14 protein-coding genes and 1 tRNA gene are annotated in these 17,390 nt (G+C 71.0%); 5 read left to right on the top strand and 10 right to left on the bottom strand.

Annotated elements, in window-relative coordinates:
* Positions 1-52: 52 nt before the first annotated feature.
* From menC to ACIQCZ_RS34025, 3 genes are read right to left on the bottom strand one after another with little or no spacing between them, the layout of a single operon-like run.
* Complete coding sequence (gene menC / locus ACIQCZ_RS34035) at positions 53-1,159, bottom strand: o-succinylbenzoate synthase (protein ID WP_402288340.1); 1,107 nt, start codon at positions 1,157-1,159, stop codon at positions 53-55.
* Positions 1,156-2,112: a GNAT family N-acetyltransferase gene (locus ACIQCZ_RS34030; RefSeq protein WP_402288338.1), complete on the bottom strand. Its 957-nt coding sequence runs from the start codon at positions 2,110-2,112 to the stop codon at positions 1,156-1,158. Before ACIQCZ_RS34030 ends, menC begins: the two co-directional genes overlap by 4 nt.
* 13 nt (positions 2,113-2,125) lie before the next feature.
* Positions 2,126-3,322: a M20 family metallopeptidase gene (locus tag ACIQCZ_RS34025; RefSeq protein ID WP_402288378.1), complete on the bottom strand. Its 1,197-nt coding sequence runs from the start codon at positions 3,320-3,322 to the stop codon at positions 2,126-2,128.
* Between the two features lie 266 nt (positions 3,323-3,588).
* On the opposite strand from ACIQCZ_RS34025, the gene ACIQCZ_RS34020 reads away from it, so the two are divergent.
* Positions 3,589-3,744, top strand: a complete 156-nt coding sequence (locus tag ACIQCZ_RS34020) for a hypothetical protein (RefSeq protein ID WP_402288335.1) — start codon at positions 3,589-3,591, stop codon at positions 3,742-3,744.
* A gap of 279 nt (positions 3,745-4,023) precedes the next feature.
* A complete protein-coding gene (locus tag ACIQCZ_RS34015) occupies positions 4,024-7,041 on the top strand; it encodes a BTAD domain-containing putative transcriptional regulator (RefSeq protein WP_402288333.1) in 3,018 nt (1,005 codons plus the stop codon).
* Between the two features lie 378 nt (positions 7,042-7,419).
* Here the strand turns inward: ACIQCZ_RS34015 and ACIQCZ_RS34010 are convergent, their stop codons facing one another.
* From ACIQCZ_RS34010 to ACIQCZ_RS33990, 5 genes are all read right to left on the bottom strand, one after another.
* On the bottom strand, positions 7,420-9,339 hold the full coding sequence (locus ACIQCZ_RS34010; RefSeq protein WP_402288331.1) for an FtsX-like permease family protein: 1,920 nt from the start codon (positions 9,337-9,339) through the stop codon (positions 7,420-7,422).
* Complete coding sequence (locus ACIQCZ_RS34005) at positions 9,333-10,070, bottom strand: ABC transporter ATP-binding protein (protein WP_402288328.1); 738 nt, start codon at positions 10,068-10,070, stop codon at positions 9,333-9,335. Before ACIQCZ_RS34005 ends, ACIQCZ_RS34010 begins: the two co-directional genes overlap by 7 nt.
* A gap of 222 nt (positions 10,071-10,292) precedes the next feature.
* Positions 10,293-10,718 carry a hypothetical protein gene (locus tag ACIQCZ_RS34000; RefSeq protein WP_402288326.1) on the bottom strand — a complete coding sequence of 142 codons (426 nt, stop codon included), beginning with the start codon at positions 10,716-10,718 and terminating at the stop codon, positions 10,293-10,295.
* A gap of 662 nt (positions 10,719-11,380) precedes the next feature.
* Positions 11,381-11,454 (bottom strand) — tRNA-Pro (locus tag ACIQCZ_RS33995).
* Between the two features lie 50 nt (positions 11,455-11,504).
* Positions 11,505-14,138 (bottom strand): ATP-binding protein, encoded by a 2,634-nt coding sequence (locus ACIQCZ_RS33990; RefSeq protein WP_402288324.1) that lies wholly within the window; start codon positions 14,136-14,138, stop codon positions 11,505-11,507.
* Between the two features lie 108 nt (positions 14,139-14,246).
* Between ACIQCZ_RS33990 and ACIQCZ_RS33985 the strand changes: the two genes are divergently transcribed.
* Positions 14,247-14,768, top strand: a complete 522-nt coding sequence (locus ACIQCZ_RS33985) for a DUF309 domain-containing protein (protein WP_402288322.1) — start codon at positions 14,247-14,249, stop codon at positions 14,766-14,768.
* Between the two features lie 243 nt (positions 14,769-15,011).
* Positions 15,012-15,764 (top strand): precorrin-6A synthase (deacetylating), encoded by a 753-nt coding sequence (gene cobF, locus ACIQCZ_RS33980; protein ID WP_402288320.1) that lies wholly within the window; start codon positions 15,012-15,014, stop codon positions 15,762-15,764.
* Here the strand turns inward: cobF and ACIQCZ_RS33975 are convergent.
* Positions 15,733-16,527 (bottom strand): cobalt-precorrin-6A reductase, encoded by a 795-nt coding sequence (locus tag ACIQCZ_RS33975; protein WP_402288317.1) that lies wholly within the window; start codon positions 16,525-16,527, stop codon positions 15,733-15,735. The genes cobF and ACIQCZ_RS33975 overlap by 32 nt on opposite strands.
* Before the next feature lie 80 nt (positions 16,528-16,607).
* Between ACIQCZ_RS33975 and ACIQCZ_RS33970 the strand changes: the two genes are divergently transcribed.
* The gene (locus tag ACIQCZ_RS33970; RefSeq protein ID WP_402288314.1) at positions 16,608-17,144 is read left to right on the top strand and encodes a hypothetical protein; all 537 of its coding nucleotides are present in this window, start codon (positions 16,608-16,610) and stop codon (positions 17,142-17,144) included.
* A 7-nt stretch (positions 17,145-17,151) separates the two neighbouring features.
* Here ACIQCZ_RS33970 and ACIQCZ_RS33965 read toward each other — a convergent pair whose 3' ends face one another.
* Complete coding sequence (locus ACIQCZ_RS33965) at positions 17,152-17,373, bottom strand: hypothetical protein (RefSeq protein ID WP_402288311.1); 222 nt, start codon at positions 17,371-17,373, stop codon at positions 17,152-17,154.
* Between the last annotated feature and the right edge of the window lie 17 nt (positions 17,374-17,390).

The following is a 17,390-nucleotide window of genomic DNA, read 5'->3' as shown; positions in this document are numbered from 1 at the left end:
ATGATGCCAGCCCGTTCGTCCACACGGACGAACGGGCCGGCACGGTGAGGCCTCAGGGGACGGGCATCCAGGTCGTCGAATCCGTCACCTCGTCCAGAATCTCCGGGACGAGGGTGACGCCGAGGCCCGGCCCGGTCGGCACGGCGAGATGTCCGTCCACGAGGTGGAACGGTGCGGTGATGTCGGTCCGGTAGTAGCGGTCGGAGGCCGAGGTGTCGCCGGGCAGCACGAACCCGGGCAGTGCGGCAAGCGCCACGTTGGCGGCGCGGCCCAGTCCCGTCTCCAGCATGCCGCCGCACCAGACGGGGACGCCGTGCGCCGCGCAGACGTCGTGGATCCGCCGCGCCTCCAGGTAGCCGCCGACGCGGCCCGGCTTGATGTTGACCACGTGGCAGGCACCGAGCGCGAGCGCGGCGGCGGCGGCGCGGGCGGAGACGATCGACTCGTCGAGGCAGATCGGGGTGGTGATGCGCTTCGCGAGTTCCGCGTGGCCGAGGAGGTCGTCCTCCGCGAGAGGCTGCTCCAGCATCAGGAGGGCGAACGGGTCGAGCCGGGCCAGATGGCGGGCGTCGCCGCGGCGATAGGCGGCGTTGGCGTCCACCTGCAGCAGGATGTCGCCGAACCGTTCGCGGACGGCGCGCACCGGCTCGATGTCCCAGCCGGGTTCGATCTTCAGCTTGATCCGCAGATAGCCGGCGTCCAGATATCCGGCGACGGCGTCGAGGAGCGTGGGGATCGACTCCGTGATCCCCACCGACACCCCGCACGGCACTCTGTCGCGGACCGCGCCGAGGGCGTGTGCGAGGGGTACCCCCCGGGCTCGGAGGTCCGCGTCCAGCACCGCCGTCTCCAGGGCGGCCTTGGCCATGCGGTGCCCCTTGAACGCGGCCAGAGCCGGGGCGACCTGGTAGGCATCGAGATCCGCCACCCTGGCGAGCGCCGGGACCAGGAAGCGGCTGAGGACGTCCGCGGCGGCGTGCGTGTACTGCGACGAGTACTGAGGAGCGGTGCCCGCGCCGCACTCGCCCCAGCCCTCGGCCTCGTCGGTGACAACGCGCACCAGGAGGGCCTCCCGCACGGTCTCGGTGCCGAACGAGGTACGGAACGGGGATATGAGGGGTGCCTTGATGGTGCGCAGTTCGACTCCGGTGACCTTCACGCTGTCTCCTGTGGCGCTTCGTTGTGGCGTGCTCCGTGCCGGCGCGTGCCGTCGACGACCTGCGTCGGGCTTCCGCGGTCCACGACGTACCAGCCCGCCGGGTCGAAGCCACGCACCCGCGCGCCGTCGGCGAGCAGTCCGCCCAGCACGTCCCGTACCGCCGTGCGCCAGCTCACGGCGCACGCCGGGTCGCTCTCGCGCAGTGCCTCGATGTCTTCGGGTACGGCCACCAGCACGGTGCGTGCGTTGCCGTCGGCACGCCCCACCGACGGCGCACCCGTGGCGGAGACCCCGAGGGCGACGGTCGCTCCGCGCGACCGGGCGACCTCCGCGTCGGCCGGTCTGGGCCGCCCAGCGCAGACCGACTCGGCGTCCGAAGACGCCAGACGCCACCGCACCAGAATCCGGTCGCTGTCGTCGCTGCGGTTGATCCCGTCGTCGATGGGGCCGTAGAAGTCCGGCAGGTACTCGGCAGGCTCGGCGGCCAGCTTGGCGATGTTGAAGTACGCGTTGCGGCGCACCAAGGGGTCGTACGTCCAGCAGATCTCGCCCACACCCCGCGCCAGCGTCCAGGCCCGCTGATGCAGTTTCAGGGCGAATCCGACGTTGCGCCGCCGCACGTGGGGCAGCACTCCTGCGATGTGGCTGTGCAGGGTCGCGCGCGTCGGCGGGGAGAAGAACCCGAAGCAGGAGCCGACCAGTTCGTCCTCCACGAAGGCGCCACTGACGTAACTTCCCGCCTTCGCCAGTGCGCGCAGCAGGTCGGCGGTCACCACCGGACTGTTCTCGCCGGTGCGCCAGATCTGCTCGTACAGGCGCCGAGCGGCCTCAAGCTCACTGACACTGTCCAGGGAACGGATGTCGATGCCCGCGACGCGCGCGGCGGTCTCAGCCGCGGCGTACGCCGCGTCGACGGGCGGGGATTCGGTGCGGTCGCGCAGGAGATCGGTCACGCAGGTCATGGTTTCAACCCCGTTCTCCGCGCAGCTGGTTCGAGGGCACAGGATGCGTGCTCCCGCTTCGTCCGGGCGGACAGTCGTCCTGCGGGGCCAGGAGGTCGGCCACCAACGCGGTGAGCAGTCGGGTCCGCCGCGGCATCTCCGCGACGAGCAGATGTTCGTCGTTCGCATGCGCGCCGCCGCCCACCGCTCCCAGTCCGTCGAGGGTGGGGGTGCCGACTCCCGCGGCGAGATTTCCGTCGGAGGCGCCGCCGACGGCCACCTGCGTGAGCGGGCCGATCCCGAGGTCCGTCGCGAGCCGGCTCGCCCGCGCAAAAAGATCCTTCGATGCGGTGGCCTGCAAAGGCGGCCGGTTCGGACCACCTGTGACCTCCACGACTGCGCCGGCCAGCCGGGCCCGCAGGTCGCGCATCGCTCGGTCCACACGGTGCTGCTCTGCCGCGTCCCGTATGCGGACGTCGACGTCGAAGCGCGCCGAGGCGGGGACGGTGTTGCTCGTGGTGCCCGCCTCCAGGCGGGTCGGCGTGACAGTCGTACCGTGTGCCGCATCGCCCAGTGCGGCCACGGCCAGGATCTGGTGGGCGGCCTCGACCGTCGCGTTCACGCCACGATCCGGCTCAAGGCCGGAGTGGGCGGCGCGTCCTCGAACCAGCACCTCATAGCGCGACACCCCTTTGCGTTCCGTCTTCAGGGCCCCACCCGGTCCGGCGGCCTCCAGTACGAGGGCGGCATCGCAGGAGCGGGCCTCGCCCTCGATGAGCTCCCGGGACGAGGGCGAACCCGGCTCCTCGTCACCGGTGATGAGGAGGGTGACACCGTCCAGCGGATGCGCGGCCCCGGGTCCGGACACACTCGTCCGTGTCCCCGTGCCGATCAGGTCCGCCAAGGCGTGGAACGCCATCACCAGGCCGGCCTTCATGTCGAAGCAACCGGGCCCGCGCAGCACTCCGTCGCGAACCTCGAACGGATGACTCTTCAACGACCCGACCGGCCACACCGTGTCGTGATGCCCGATGAGCAGCACGCGCGGGGTCCGGCCGAAGCGCCACCGCACATGCGTGCATCCGTCGATGACTATCCGCTCCGCCTCGGCCCCGAGGTGACCGGCGCCGATCCGGGCCACCAGCTCGGCGCTGCGGGCGACTGCGGCCAGGTCGTCCGAGGGGGACTCGCAGCGCACCAGCCGCTCGACGTCTGCGATCATCGCGGCCGCACGCTCTCGTCCCCGGCTCTCCGGCCGGACACCGTCCTCCTGCTCAGTGGTTCGATTCACCACGGCGCGGTGTTCTGTCACGGCGGACACCTCCAGTCGACGCATCTGCCCAGCATCGCGAGCTGCGCCGCGGTGGGATCTGTCCGGTCGGCCAATATCGAAGTGCTCGATTGGGGTGGAGCGATGAACCGGGCCTCCAGTGCGGTGACCCGGCCGGTGCGGTCGCAGCCCTGTTCGACCTGCCCTTCCTGTCATCGATGTTGCTCGCGCCCTTCGGCGACGGCGTAACCAAGTTCGGCCTGCAAAGCGTCTTCGAAGGCCTGGGAACGACGGTCGCCTCGGCGGGCACCGATGAACGGCTCGGCGCGGCAGGATGCTTCATGACGCTTGCCGGATGCCTCCCCTCACGCTGAGCCTGGCCGCGCTCACCCTCACCCGACGCGACGCATAGCACTGATTGGTGCCGCTGGCCCGCGAGAAGCCCAAGCCGCGGGTTTGGGGAATTGGCAGCACCAACAGTGTGGTGCCCGGAAGGGTCGGCACACGACGTTCGCTCACCGACGCCGTACTGCTGATCCTCGGCAGGCAGCAGCCTGCCCGGCCGCCGGACGATGGAACCTACGGTCGACAAATAGATCACAATGTAGGAACAGAGCTGGAGTCGGGGACCAGCCGGATCGGGGGAAACATCGATGAGTCAGGTCGCGTTCCGGCTCTTGGGGCCCTTGGAGGTACGGGCGCACGGGAAAGCGCTCAAGCTGGGTGGCCCTCGTCAGCGGACCGTTCTGACCATGCTGCTGCTGGCGCCGAACCGGGTCGTTTCTGTCGACAGCCTGATCGAGGCCGTCTGGCCGCAGGGGCCTCCCACCACCGCGCGCAACCAGATAGCCATCTGCGTGGCCGGTCTTCGCAAGGTCTTCAAGGAGGCCGTCGGGGCGGCCGATCTGATCGTCACCTCGCATCCGGGCTACATCCTCAATTCACTTGAACACGGTATCGATGTTGTCGACTTCGAGGAGCGGGTGGCCCAGGCACAGGACGCGGCACGCGGCGGCCGGACCACCGAGGCGTGCGATCTGTTCGCCCAGGCACTCAGCCTGTGGCGGGGCCGAGCCCTGGACGGGGTGACCGGAGATCGGATCGAGGAGGAAGCCGCACGGCTGGAGGAGGTGCGGCTCGATGCGTATGAGCAACACGCGGGCCTGCAGATCCGGTTGGGGCGCCACCATGCGCTGCTGTCCGAGTTGTCGACGCTGGTGAAGGAGCATCCGCTGCGGGAACAGAGCAGGGCGCATCTCATGCTGGTGCACTACCGCTCGGGGCGGCGGGCCAAGGCGCTCGCAGTCTTCCGGGAGGGGCGTGATCTCCTTGTGGAGGAACTGGGTATAGAACCCGGTCCGGTCCTCCGGGGGCTGCACGACCTGGTGCTGCAGGACTCACCCGAGCTGACACAACCGCCCGCCGACCCGGTGTCGGCCCCTGCCACCAACGTTCCGGCGCAGCTGCCGGTCGACTCCGCCTCGTTCACCGGACGGGCGGGCGAGCTGCGGGCGCTGGACCGGATGCTGGACGAGCGGCTGGGCCAGTCGCCGCTGCCCGTGGCGGCGATCAGCGGGGTGGGTGGGGTCGGCAAGACCGCGCTGGCCATCCACTGGGCCAACCAGGTCGCCGGCCGCTTCCCGGATGGGCAGCTGTTCACGGATCTGCGCGGGTACGACGAGAAGGACGCCCCGGCTCCGCCCGCAGCCGTCCTCGACCGGTTTCTACGCGCCCTCGGAGTGCCGGGGGCGCAGATCCCCGCCGACTTGGGCGACCGGGCCGCGCTCTACCGCAGCGTGCTCGGCGGCAAGCGCGTGCTGATCGTCCTGGACAACGCCCGCTCCTTCCAGCAGATCCGGCCATTGCTGCCGGGCAGTGGACGCTGCTGTGTGCTGATCACCGGACGGGATGTGATGGACGATCTGATCGGTGACTACGCCGTGCTCCAGATCGGGCTCACCGTCCTGGCTCCCAACGAGGCGGCCGCGCTGCTGGCAGAGGTCGCGGGCGAGGCCAGGATCGGCGCGGATCCGGCGGCCACGGCCCGGCTGGGCACGCTGTGCGACCGGCTTCCGCTGGCCTTGCGCATCGCCGGTGCCCGACTGGCCGCCAAGCCGCACTGGTCGGTGCGGAGCCTGGTGTCCCGACTGGAGAACCAGCGGCGCAGGCTCGATGAGCTCAGCCTCGGGGAGGGTGGGGTACGGGCGGGCTTCCGCCTCAGCTACCGCGATCTGCTGCCTGCCGCCCAGCGGCTCTACCGGCGGCTGGGCCTGCTGACGGTGCCCGATTTCGCGGCCTGGGTGGGAGCGGCCTTGCTGGACATCCCCGATCCGGTGGAGGCGGAGAACCTGCTCGAGCGGCTGGTCGACGCCCATCTGCTGGAGGTGGCCTGGGGATCGGGGCCGGCCACCCGCTACCGCTTCCAGGATCTGTTGCGGCTTTTCGCCTGGGAGTGCGCGCAGGCGGAGGAGAGCGAGGAGGAGCGTGCCGCCACGACAGAACGCGCGTACAGCGGCTGGCTGATGCTGGCGGACGCGGCCCGGCAACGGGCCTATGGGGGAAGCCACTCGGTGGCGTATGGGCCGGTGCGGCGGTTCCCGCTGCCCGAGGAGCTGGTCGACGAGCTTTTGGAAGACCCGATGGCGTGGCTTGAGTCGGAGCGGACCGCCATCGCTGATGTCATCCACCAGGCGGCCGAGAGCAACCACGCGGCGTACGCGTGGGGGCTGACCTTCAACGGCACCGTCCTGTTCGAAGCTCATAACTACCTGGAGGACTGGCACTCGTGCGCCACGAGTGCCCTGGCGGCGGCGCGGCGGGTCGGGGACCGGCTCGGCGAGGCGACCATGCTGCGCTCGCTCGGCACCCTCGCCATCTACCAGCGGAAGTACCGGGAGGCACAGTCCTCCCTATTGCCCGCGCTGCAGCTGTTCGAGGAGTGCGGGGAGGTGCACGGTCGCGCGGTGGTGCTGCGCAATCTCGCGCTGTGCTCCCGGTTCGCCGGGGATCTGGAGGCCGCGCGGCGGGAAGCCGGGCAGTCCCTGGAGGACTTCCGGAAGGCCGAGGATCTCGCGGGCGAGTCGCATGTGCTGGGCCTGCTCGCCCAGATCGAGCTGGAGCTCGGCAATGTACCGGGCGGGATCTCACTGTGCCGGGAGGCCATGGCCAAGAGCCACGAAGCCGGTTCGATGCGGGGCGAGACGCAGAACACCTACCGGCTCGCCGAGGCTCTGATGCGGCAGGGCGACCCGGCGGCTGCGCAGCAGGCCTGCGTAGAGGTGCTGGCGCTGACCAGAGAGGTGGGCGACCGGCTGGGGCAGGGGCATGCGCTGCGGGGCATCGGGGAGGCGTGCTGGAGGCAGGGCGATCCGGAGGCAGCGGTCCCGGTGCTCCAGCAGGCGCTGGAGGTGGCCGAGGAGGTCGCAGACCGCTTTCTCCGGGCGCGAATCCAGGCTGACCTCGGGTGCGCACGGCTGATGAGCGGGGCGCGGCCGACTGCTGTGGGACTGCTGCGGTCGGCGCTCGCGGCGTTCGAGGAGCTGGAGGCGCAGACCTGGCGGCGGCGGATGGTTCGCATCCTGGACGCTGTGGACGCAGATCGGGACCCGAACGCGTCAGGTCCCCGGCCGATGACATCGCCCGGGGACCTGGTGGCGCTGATGGAAAGCTGAGGGAGCCCGCTGGTGGCCTCGTGTTGCTGGCGACTCCTCCCCCGGTTGAAGCCGGGGGTTTCTCGCCATGCCGATGCGGCTTCGCGACGGGCCGGCCCGACCCGGCCCGGCCCGTAGAACGTTCAGGGCGCCCACCGTGTCCCGTGGTCTGCCGTACCGCTGTTGACGTGGCGCTGTGCGATCTGACCCCTCGTCGACTACAGCGCTCGCGGTGAGGCCTCCGGGCCTCACCGGTCACCGGTGCGGATGCCGCAATCCGCACCGTGCCGTAAGGCCCTTGCTCATCTCACGGTCGCAACGCGGTGATCCCCATCGCCACGCTCCACGGACAGCACCCCTGGGGCTACTCGGTGGATCGCCACGCAGGCGGGTGCCCGGTCACACCACCCGTGGTGCCTGAGCTGCGCGCCGTACCACCACCGTGGCGGACAGCACCGCCGCCGACACCGCGACCACCGTGCACGCGGCGGCGGCGAGACCCATGGCACCCCATGGCACCGACAGCGGCGCGGCGCCCCCCACCAGGATGGAGAGGGCGGACCAGACGCCCAGCATGTTGACGCCGCTGACAACGGCTCCCAGCACCGCACCTGTCACGACGACGGTCAGGGCCTCCCACGCGACAACCTGGAGCACCTGGCCACCGGTGGCACCAGTGAGGCGGAGAACGGACAGGTCGCGCGTCCGGTCAGCGGTGGCCATCACCATCGTTCCGGCCAGGGCGATCAGCGCGTACAGCACCACCAGACCCATCACCACCGTCACAGCCAGCCGGTTCTCCCGCTTCGTGTCCGGCTGCGAGGCGGCGATCCACTGCTCGATGGTGGCGAGGGTGGCACCGGAGCCGCGCACGGCCTCTCGCAGGCCGGCGGCGACGGCGGCGCGATCCGCGCCCGGTTCGAGCCGCACCTCGATGCGGTCCGGTACGGCGCCGGGCGCATTGGCGGCCGTGACGTACACGCCGTTGGAGCCGGTACCGGTGCGCAGAACACCGGCGACGGTCAGCCGGACCTTGGAACCGTCCTTTCGCCAGACGTCGACCCGCTGTCCGACGGCCGTGGCAGGCCACTCCTCGTTGACAATGACGGAACGGTCGTCCAGCTTCTCCAAGGAGCCCTCCACCACTGGCAGCCTTGCCAGTTCTGCGTAGGAAGCGGGGTCGACGACGCGCCCCGAGTCGGGGACGCGTACGACGCCTTCCATCAGGTACTCGACCGTGGTCGAGGCGGAGATCGCAGAACGGGTGCCGGGAACCGCGCGGACCGCCTTCACCACTTCGTCGGACAGCCCCCGCCCCCCGCTGCTCGCGGTGATGACGCAGTCGGCCGTCGTGCGGTTGCGGATCTCGTCGGCGCGGCCTGCGCCGACCGTGCCGGAGGCGCCGAGCAGCGAGCCGACAAGGCCGACGGAGACGAGGACCGGCGCAGCCACGGCCGCCGTACGCCGCAGTCCTGCGGAGGCGCTCTCCCGGACCAGCATTCCGATGGCTCCAGGCAACCGAGAAGGCAGCCAGGCAACCAGCTGTACCAACGGGCGCACAGCGACGGGCGCGAGCAGCGCAAAGGCACCGATCAGCAGCAACGGCTGGGTGGTGTATGTCTTGCGCTTCAGCAGGTCGGCCGGGTCAGCGGCCATTTTCTGGACGAGCAGCACCACACCGACGGCGAGCAGCAGCCCACCGAACACCCAACGGCCGCCGGTCATGATGCGCCGGTCCACGTCGGATTCGCGCAGCACCTCCACGGCGCTGGTACGCGAGGCGCGGCGAGAGGCGGCGAGTGCCCCGATGAGCGCCACCAACAGTCCTGACCAGAAAGCGAGTTGGTACGGCCACAACTGGTCGTCGACGCTCAACCACGAAGGCGCCAGGTGCTCGTCGACCATCCAGGCCACCAGTTTCGGGCCGCCCAGCCGTCCCAGCAGGCAGCCTGCCAGCGCCGCCACTGCGCCGACCAGCAGCGCTTCAACGACCACATCAGTACGGATCTGACGTGGTGTGGCCCCGGCGGTACGCAACAGCCCGAACTCGCGCTGTCGCTGCGCCACCGCAAAGGCGAAGGTGGAGGCGACGATGAACACCGAGGTGAAGGTCGTGACGGTGGCCGCCGTGGCCAGCATGGCGTTGACCGTGAAGACCGCGTCCGAGTCCTGTTCCTTGAGGCGCTGCGGGGCGTCGAGAGTCGCAGCGAGGGCGAGCCCCATGGAAGCGGTCAGCCCGACGCCGAGCGCGACTGCGAGGAAGACCCCGACGAAGTGCGTCCATCTGGTCCGTACCGTGCTCAGGCTGATGGTCAGCATGGCACCTCCTCCAGCTTGGTCATCCGCTCGGCGACGTCCTGGGCGGTCGGGGAGACCAGTTCCCCGATGAGCCGGCCGTCGGCGAGGAACACCACGCGGTCCGCGTACGACGCGGCCACCGGGTCGTGGGTGACCATGACCACGGTCTGCTGCTCACTGTCGGTCAGCTCTCGCAGCAGGGCGAGGACATCGCGACTGGTGGCGGAGTCCAGGGCACCGGTCGGCTCGTCACCGAAGAGCACCTCGGGGCGGGTGATCAGTGCGCGGGCAAGCGCGACCCGCTGCTGCTGGCCGCCGGACAGCTCCGCCGGCCGGTGCCGGGCGCGGTCGCCGAGCCCGACCTGGGCCAGCGCCTTGCGCACCTCGTCGCGGCCGGGCCGACGTCCCGCGAGCCGCAGTGGCAGCATCACGTTCTGTTCGGCGGTGAGCGTCGGCAGCAGGTTGAATGCCTGAAATACAAAGCCGATCCGGTCCCGGCGCAGCAGGGTCAGCGCCTGCTCGGAAAGCCCGGTCAATTCGGTGTCGCCCAGCGTCACACTGCCGGAGTCAGCCCGGTCCAGCCCCGCTGCGCACTGGAGGAGGGTGGATTTGCCGGAGCCTGACGGGCCCATGATGGCGGTGAAGGAGCCACGGGGCAGAACGAGCGAGACCTCCTGGAGGGCTGTGACCGCATGGTCGCCTGTTCCATAGGTCTTGCTCACCGCCGTGAGCCGGACTGCGTCGTTGCTCATACGCCTCTGTCTTTCGTCAGGGATGCTGTGGCCAAGGGGGGCCACACGGACGCCGCCCACCTTCTCCGCACGCTATGCGCGCGCGATTTTGGATCGATTTCATCCGCCGGAGCCGAGCTGAGAAGACCGGGCCGCCCGGCACCGAACAACGGCGCGGCGGCACCGCCGAAGCGGGGCCGCCGCTGAGGAATGACGACGCAGGGGGTCAGGGGGAACCTGAGGTCACGGGCGCGGGTCGGGTTGCGGGGACGGGAAGGAACCCGTCTGTCCGTGCCCCGGCGCCGGACTCCTCGGCACGCTGCCACACCCAGTGGCCAACGCCAGGTCGAGCACCCCGGGACCGAGCAGTGAGCAGACAAGGACGCGGTCGGGGTCGCGCCGCAAAGCGCCTGGGTCGCACAGCAGCGCACCGATGGGCTTGTCGGTGAAGTCCCGGCCGCCGGTGTTCTGTTCGGCGAGGTGAAGCGAGGTGCGCTCGCGGCACACATGGTCGGCGTCGTCCACGATGTTCTGCGCACCCAGGACGGCGTCGACGGTCAGGTCGCGAAGCGGCACATGCAGCACGGTGGTGCCGGGGCGCGCGGCGGCGAGGTCGAGGTGCGGGGTGGACGCGGTCGTGGCCAGGGACACCGGGCGATGCGCTGCCATGGCCTCCTGGGGTGTCGCGGCGACGGTGATCGTCGCGCCGGGCACGATCTCGCGTGCCTGGTCGGCGAAGGCACGAAGCCTGGCTGACCAGCATGAAACGGTCGGTCGTCATCACCAGCGACCCAAAGGGACCGGCGCCGAGCAGGGCGCGGCACGGCCACGTGGAGTGCGCGCCGCGCACGCACAGGCGTCCGGCCGAGCAGTCGCTCCTTACCGCCCGCTACCGCCGCGTACTGCCAACCCCTCACCGACAACGCCGGGCCGACCCCAGCCATGCCCCCTTTGACCTGTGCAAACCCCGGCCGTCGTGTTCAAGGTCTTCATGTACTACTCACCCGGACATGGAGCTTTCGCAGTCAAGGGGACGCCGAAATCAAACAAGGGGTCGGGGGTCGCCCATACACACGCCCCCCCTTTGAAGGACTGGGGGCAAACCGACCCCTTGACCAGTAGAAGCCGGGAGCAGCAGGCCCACCGCCATGGGAGCACAGCCAACTCGACCGGATCGGGCGACAGGCGGTCAACGCCAATTGACGCCGGCGACCACGGCTGGGAGCGAGGGGAGCACAGGGAGCAGAAGAGGGCTCCCAGCCCGCTCTCTCCAACGCATCAGGGGCCCTCCGAAGAGAGCCCCTGACTTACGGAAATTTCCGACATCACTGTCGGGACGACAGGATTTGAACCTGCGACCCCTTGACCCCCAGTCAAGTGCGCTACCAAGCTGCGCCACGTCCCGATGCGATTCCCCCCGGTCTTCCCGGGCGGCTGCGCAGGACAAACATTACCTCACTCCGAGGGCTGGATCGACGCCCGTGCCTGGTGGGCGCGGTCGGCCAGGGATTCGGCGCCGCACGCCGTGGCCAGTTTGTGGGCCCTGGCGAGTTCGCGCGGGGAGCGGATCGCGATGCCGTAGTCGACGAGAGCCAGGGCGTGTTCGTACGCGGACGGGGAGGCCTCCAGATGACGGACCGACTCGGCCAGCAGATGGACGGCTTCCTCCGGACGTGCGAAGAGCGCGACACACCGCAGGGCCTCACCGATCGCGGTGTCCGTGCCGAAGCGCTCGGCGTGCACCCGGGCGGCGCCGGCGATCTGGGCGGCGCGGCCCGGGTCCTCCTCGGCCAGGGCGCGGGCGAGATCGCCGGCCCAGGGAGCCCATACGCCGTTGAACCTGCCTCGTGCTTCGAGGGCGCGGCCGGCCGTTTCCAGTTCGGCGACCGCCTCCTCCGTACGGCCTTCGGCCAGCAGCAGCCGACCGCGCAGGCACGGGGCGTCGGGCAGCACCATCGCGCTGGGATAGGGCGGACCGAAGTCGTAGCGGTCGGCGATCTCGCGGGCCTCCGCGACACGGCCGCGGGCGGTCAGCGTGTCGATCAGAAGGCAGGCCGCGTCCCAGTGGACGGGGAGTCCGCTGCCGACGCGGTCGGCGAGGCGCAGCCCTTCACGCAGGAAGCCCTCCGCCTCCGCGAGTCGTCCGCGGCGACGGTGTACCAGGCCGAGCAGGGTGTGCGCGAACGCGAGGTGGGCACCGCTCCAGCCGGAGATCTCGAAGGCCCTGACGGCCTCGCCGAAGAGTCCCTCGGCACGGTCGAGCTGGTCGGTGAAGGCGTAGGTGATGCCGACGAGGGTCGGAAGTTCGAAGCCCCATTCCGTGTCGGTCCAGCCGAGCCCGCGGGCGGGGTGGCCGTCGACCAGGGCACGTTCGCAGAGGTCGACGATGAGCTGGGAGTTCTCGCCGCGCATCATGGCGTCGAAGGCGCGGAGCGTGAGCAGGGCGCGCTCGGCGTTGTCGCGGCCGGAGAGGTGGTCGGCGTTCCGGGCGAGCCTGCTGGAGCGGGCGGGTCCGTCGTCCTCGGTGGACTGCATGCCCTCCCAGAGGAAGTGGGCGGCCTGAAGCCGCATCAGTCCGGGGCCGGGCTCGGTGCGGGCGGCCTCGGCGGCGAGGGCGGTGGCCGCCTCCTTCAGCTGGTTGTTGTGGGAATGCGCGGCCGCCAGCCGGTAGGTGGCGTCGACCCGCTGGTCGTCGTCGAGTCCGGGCATGTCGAGCGCGGCCCGCAGATGCCGGACGGTGGTGGCCGGGGAGCTGAGCAGCGTGGCGCAGCCCAGTTCGTACAGCAGGGTTGCCTTCACGCGTTGACGCGGCGGTTCCTCCAGGGCGCGTTCGAGGCAGCGGCGGGCCGCCTCCGGAGCACCGACCGCGAGATGCTGTTTGGCCGCGTCGCGGAGCTGTTCGACCAGTTCCTGGTCGTCGTCCGGGTGCACTTCGAGCAGGTGCCGGGAAGCCGCCGCGGCGCCGAGGCCGGCCCGGGTGATGGCCCAGGCCGCCCGGCCGTGCATGGCGGTACGAGTGGCCGGCGGGATCGAGCGGTACACCGCGGTGGCGATCAGCGGATGGACGAACTCCAGCGGGTCGAAGCCCGTGACGATACGGGCCTCGCGCAGCCGCGCCGTGCAGTCGGCCGCCTCGGCGGGACTCATTCCGGCGAGGGTGGCGGCGAGATCCTGCGAGATGTCCGTACCGAGGACCGCGGCGGCCCAGGCGAACCGGGTGGCGTTGGTGCCGAGCCGTTCGAGCCGCGCGACGAGGCCGCTGCCACGGGCCGACGCGCCGAGTTCGCGCAGCAGCCCGGCCGATTCCTCCAGCGGCGCCAGCTCGCGGTCCTGGACCTTGGCGACGAGTTCGACCGCCTCGTAGGGGTTGCCGCCGGTGACGGCCCACACCTCGCGGCAGAAGGGGTCGTCGGCGTGTTCCCCGAGGGCCGCACGGGCCAGTTCCGCGGTGGCGTCCGGGGTGAGGGCGCGCAGCGCCACCCGGACCTGGGAAGGATGCGAGCTGCCCACTCCGCTCTCCTTCTGCCGCGCCGCCAGTTCCTCCGGCCGGTGGGCCTGGACGACCAGGACGGGCAGTTCACCGAGGCGGGCGGTGAACGAGGCCAGCCAGGCGAGGGATTCGCCGTCCGCCCAGTGCGCGTCGTCGATGACGAGCAGCAGCGGACGGTGGCTGAGCCGGGACGCGAGGCGGGAGACGACGAAGTCGAGGCCGTCCCGTACCCCTTGCGGATCCGCCTGCGGGCCGGTCGGCTGAGCGAGCCCGAGTGCGGGCGCGGTGATCTCGTACCAGGCCCCGAACAGGGTCCGCACCTCGTCGGGCGGGAATTGGTCGAGGGCGGGTTGCAGCAGTTGGCGTACGACGTGGAACGGCACGGACGTGACGGTTTCACCGCCGCGTGCGGACCAGACCGTGCAGCGGTCGGCGGCCATCGCCTGGATCTCGGCGAGCAGTGCTGTCTTGCCGATGCCTGCCTCACCGCTGAAGATCAGCAGCCCGCCGGCCGCCTGGGCGCCGCACAGGGCATCCACGGCTTGTGCGGCAGCGGCGAGTTCCGGTTCGCGCTCGTACAGCGGCCGGGACTGCTTCATCCCTACCCTCCCCAAAGTGGTGCGGATGACTGTCGACACTAGTCGTGCGCGGGGGTCCACGGACAGTGGTTCGGACAGTTCGCCGCAGGTGCGGGGCACAATCGAGGGGTGGATGAGACTCACCGCGACCGCGATGCCGAAGGCCGGGCGCGCAATGCGCGCCCCCGTGACGGGCTGGGACGCCCGCTGCCGTACGGGACTCCGGGAGTGGAGCGGCAGCCGGAGGGGATCGTACGTACGCCCGAGGAGACCCTGCGCGAGGCACAGCGGCTGCTGGACGCGGGGCTGCCGTTCCATGCGCACGAGGTGTTCGAGGACGCGTGGAAGTCGCGGCCGGTGGCGGAGCGGGAGTTGTGGCGCGGGCTCGCGCAGCTGGCCGTGGGGCTGACCCACGCGGCGCGGGGCAACACGACCGGCGGGGCCCGGCTGTTGCGGCGCGGCGCGGCGGCGCTCGCGGAGTACGGGACCACCCGGCCCCACGGAATCGGGGTCGAGGAACTGATCGGCTGGGCCGGGGAGCTGGCGGGGCGGATGGAACCGGGCGGCGACGCGACCGACGTGCGGGGGGCGCGTGCCGAACCCGTGGACGCGGCGGTCGAGGCGCCCCGTCTGCGGCGGCTGGAGCCCTGAGGGTTGTCCCGTAATCCCTGGTGGGTCAGCGCGCGGCGTCGGATGCGGTGCATCGCAAGGCGGTGGGGCGTCCATGTACCGGATGTATGTGGACGTTCCGACAACGCGGCGAGGCGTCGTGGCTGTCCTCGTGCGCCCGCCAGGGGTTGTGGGACAGTCCTTGGCCCGGAAGACCGGGGGCGGTGGCGCACGGCCGACGGCCCGGACGGCGCGGGCGGTGGGGCATGGGGCAGACTCGGTGCGGTGAGAAAGATCTATGTCATCGGTATCGGCGCGGGCGACCCCGACCATCTGACCCTGCAGGCCATCAAGGCACTGAACAGGGCGGACGCCTTCTTCATCCTCGACAAGGGCGAGGAGAAGTCCGATCTGACCGGGCTGCGGCGGGACATCCTCGACGTACATGTGAAGAACGCGTACCGGTTGATCGAGGCACGGGATCCGGAGCGGGATCGCAGGACATCGGACTACTCGCCCGCGGTGGACGACTGGCGCAGGCGCCGTGCGGATCTGTACGAACGGTTCATCGCGGAGGAACTCGGCGAGGACGAGTGCGGGGCGTTCCTGGTGTGGGGCGATCCCGCGCTGTACGACTCCACGCTCGGCATCCTCGAAGAGATCCTCGACCGGGGTGCGGTCGCCTTCGACCACGAGGTGGTCCCCGGGATCAGCAGCGTCTCCGCGCTGCTCGCCAGACATCGGACGGGGCTGAACCGGGTGGCGCGTCCGGTGCAGATCACGACGGGCCGACGGCTGGCAGAGGGCTGGCCCGAGGGGGTGGACGACGTCGTGGTGATGCTCGATGCCCGGCAGGCGTTCACTCGCCACCTGGACCAGGATCTGCACATCTACTGGGGGGCGTACGTGGGGACCGCCGACGAGATCCTGGTCTCCGGACGTCTCGCCGAGGTGTCGGACCGGATCGAGGAACTGCGGGCCGAGGCGCGGGCCCGCAAGGGCTGGATCATGGATACCTATCTGCTGCGTCGCGACTGAATCCGCCTTCCCGGCACAGCAGCCGGAGCGCCTCGGCGACATCGTGCACGACGCGCACGCCGTCGGGCGGCGGCGGTCGGCGGACCACGACCACGGGCAGCCCGAGGTTCCTGGCAGCGGTGAGCTTCGCCGCGGTGGCGGGGCCGCCGCTGTCCTTGGTGACGAGGACGTCGATGGTGTGGTGGCGCAGCAGCGCCGTCTCGCCGTCGACGGTGTACGGACCGCGGTCGAGGACCACCGCGGTGTGGCGGGGCAGCGGCGGCTCGGGCGGATCCACGGACCGTACGACGAAGTGGAGCCGGTCCGCGCCGGGGGCGGTGGCGAAGGCGGCCAGGCCGAGACGGCCGGTGGTGAGGAGGATCCGGCGGCCCAGGCCGGGCAGTCGGGCAGCGGCGTCGGCGAGGTCGTCGGCCTGATGCCATTGGTCGTCGGGGCCCGCCGTCCAGCCGGGGCGGCGCAGTGCGAACAGTGCGGTGCCGGTGGCCTTCGCGGCTTCGGCGGCGTTGGCACTGATGGTGTCGGCGAACGGATGGGTGGCGTCGACGACGGTGTCCACGGCGTGGGTTCGCAACCAGTCGGCGAGGCCCAGGGGGCCGCCGAAGCCGCCGATGCGTACGTCCCCCGCGGGCATCCGGGGCCGGGCGACCCGGCCGGCCAGCGAGGTGGTGACGCGCGCGGTCGCCTCGCCGCCGTGCCCGGTCAGCTCGGCGGCGAGCTGCCGGGCTTCGGTCGTACCGCCGAGGATGAGAATGTGGCCGGGCATGCACCGAACCTACGTCACTTCGGCCGCCCGCCGCCCGGAGCGGCGAACAGGGCTGCCCGCAGCCACTACGATCCGGCGTCATGAGCACTTCTGACCAGGACCAGGCCGTGGACAGCCCGATAGCCGATCCGGAGGCCGCGTCGAAGACGGCCCCCGCAACTGTTCCGGAGGCCGCGTCGAAGACGGCCCCCGCAACTGTTCCGGAGGCCGTTCCCACGACGGCTCCCGAGACCGTTGCGGAATCTGCTTCGCGGACGTCGGCGCACCCGGCTCCCGAGGCCTCGGCGAAGACCGCTGCGGAGACCGCCCCCGAGGTGGCTCCCGCAGCCGATCCGGAGACCGCTGCCGATACGGGAGAGCGCCGGTTGACACCGCGTCAGGCGAGGCGGCTGCGCATCGTCCTCTCGTCGATCGGCATGGCGGCGATGGCGGTCGTGCTCGGACTGCGGATCGCCAGCCGGTCGTCCGTGCTGGTGGTCGGGGTCTACGGGCTCGCGCTGATCCTGTGCGGGATCGTGATCGAGCTCAGCAGGAACGGCCGCACCCGGCTGGGCAGTTGGCTGTTGGCCGTCGGGCTGCTGGCGGCGATCGGTTCGGACTGGCTGCTCATTCCCTGACGCGCGGTCAGGACCATGCGGTCCGCACGGTCGAGCCGTGCGGACCGAACCGGTCGAGCCAGACGGCGCGCAGATGGAGCGGGCGGCCCGGCACGGCGGGCAGCAGCAGCCGTTGCCGCCCCGCGCCGACGACGGTCACGTCGTCGGCGGGCGGATCGGCCGGGCCCGCCGACGGGATCCCGGGCAGGTCGTCGCGCAGTGCTCCGGCGGTGCTGATCGCGCGGTTCATCGCGTGACTCTCGCACA

Origin of the sequence: Streptomyces sp. NPDC093149, from assembly GCF_044754145.1 — a bacterium.
Lineage (GTDB): Bacteria > Actinomycetota > Actinomycetes > Streptomycetales > Streptomycetaceae > Streptomyces.
Note: the sequence above shows the minus strand (reverse complement) of the source record. Positions and strands in the feature narration are given on the sequence as shown.

Bases quoted from the DNA above. Each gene is read 5' to 3' on its own strand.
- ACIQCZ_RS34025 (WP_402288378.1), bottom strand. From the start codon at position 3,322: ATGATCGCAGACGTCGAGCGGCTGGTGCGCTGCGAGTCCCCCTCGGAC.
- ACIQCZ_RS34020 (WP_402288335.1), top strand. From the start codon at position 3,589: ATGTTGCTCGCGCCCTTCGGCGACGGCGTAACCAAGTTCGGCCTGCAA.
- ACIQCZ_RS34015 (WP_402288333.1), top strand. From the start codon at position 4,024: ATGAGTCAGGTCGCGTTCCGGCTCTTGGGGCCCTTGGAGGTACGGGCG.
- ACIQCZ_RS34010 (WP_402288331.1), bottom strand. From the start codon at position 9,339: ATGCTGACCATCAGCCTGAGCACGGTACGGACCAGATGGACGCACTTC.
- ACIQCZ_RS34005 (WP_402288328.1), bottom strand. From the start codon at position 10,070: ATGAGCAACGACGCAGTCCGGCTCACGGCGGTGAGCAAGACCTATGGA.
- ACIQCZ_RS34000 (WP_402288326.1), bottom strand. From the start codon at position 10,718: ATGGCAGCGCATCGCCCGGTGTCCCTGGCCACGACCGCGTCCACCCCG.
- ACIQCZ_RS33990 (WP_402288324.1), bottom strand. From the start codon at position 14,138: ATGAAGCAGTCCCGGCCGCTGTACGAGCGCGAACCGGAACTCGCCGCT.
- ACIQCZ_RS33975 (WP_402288317.1), bottom strand. From the start codon at position 16,527: ATGCCCGGCCACATTCTCATCCTCGGCGGTACGACCGAAGCCCGGCAG.
- ACIQCZ_RS33970 (WP_402288314.1), top strand. From the start codon at position 16,608: ATGAGCACTTCTGACCAGGACCAGGCCGTGGACAGCCCGATAGCCGAT.
- ACIQCZ_RS33965 (WP_402288311.1), bottom strand. From the start codon at position 17,373: ATGAACCGCGCGATCAGCACCGCCGGAGCACTGCGCGACGACCTGCCC.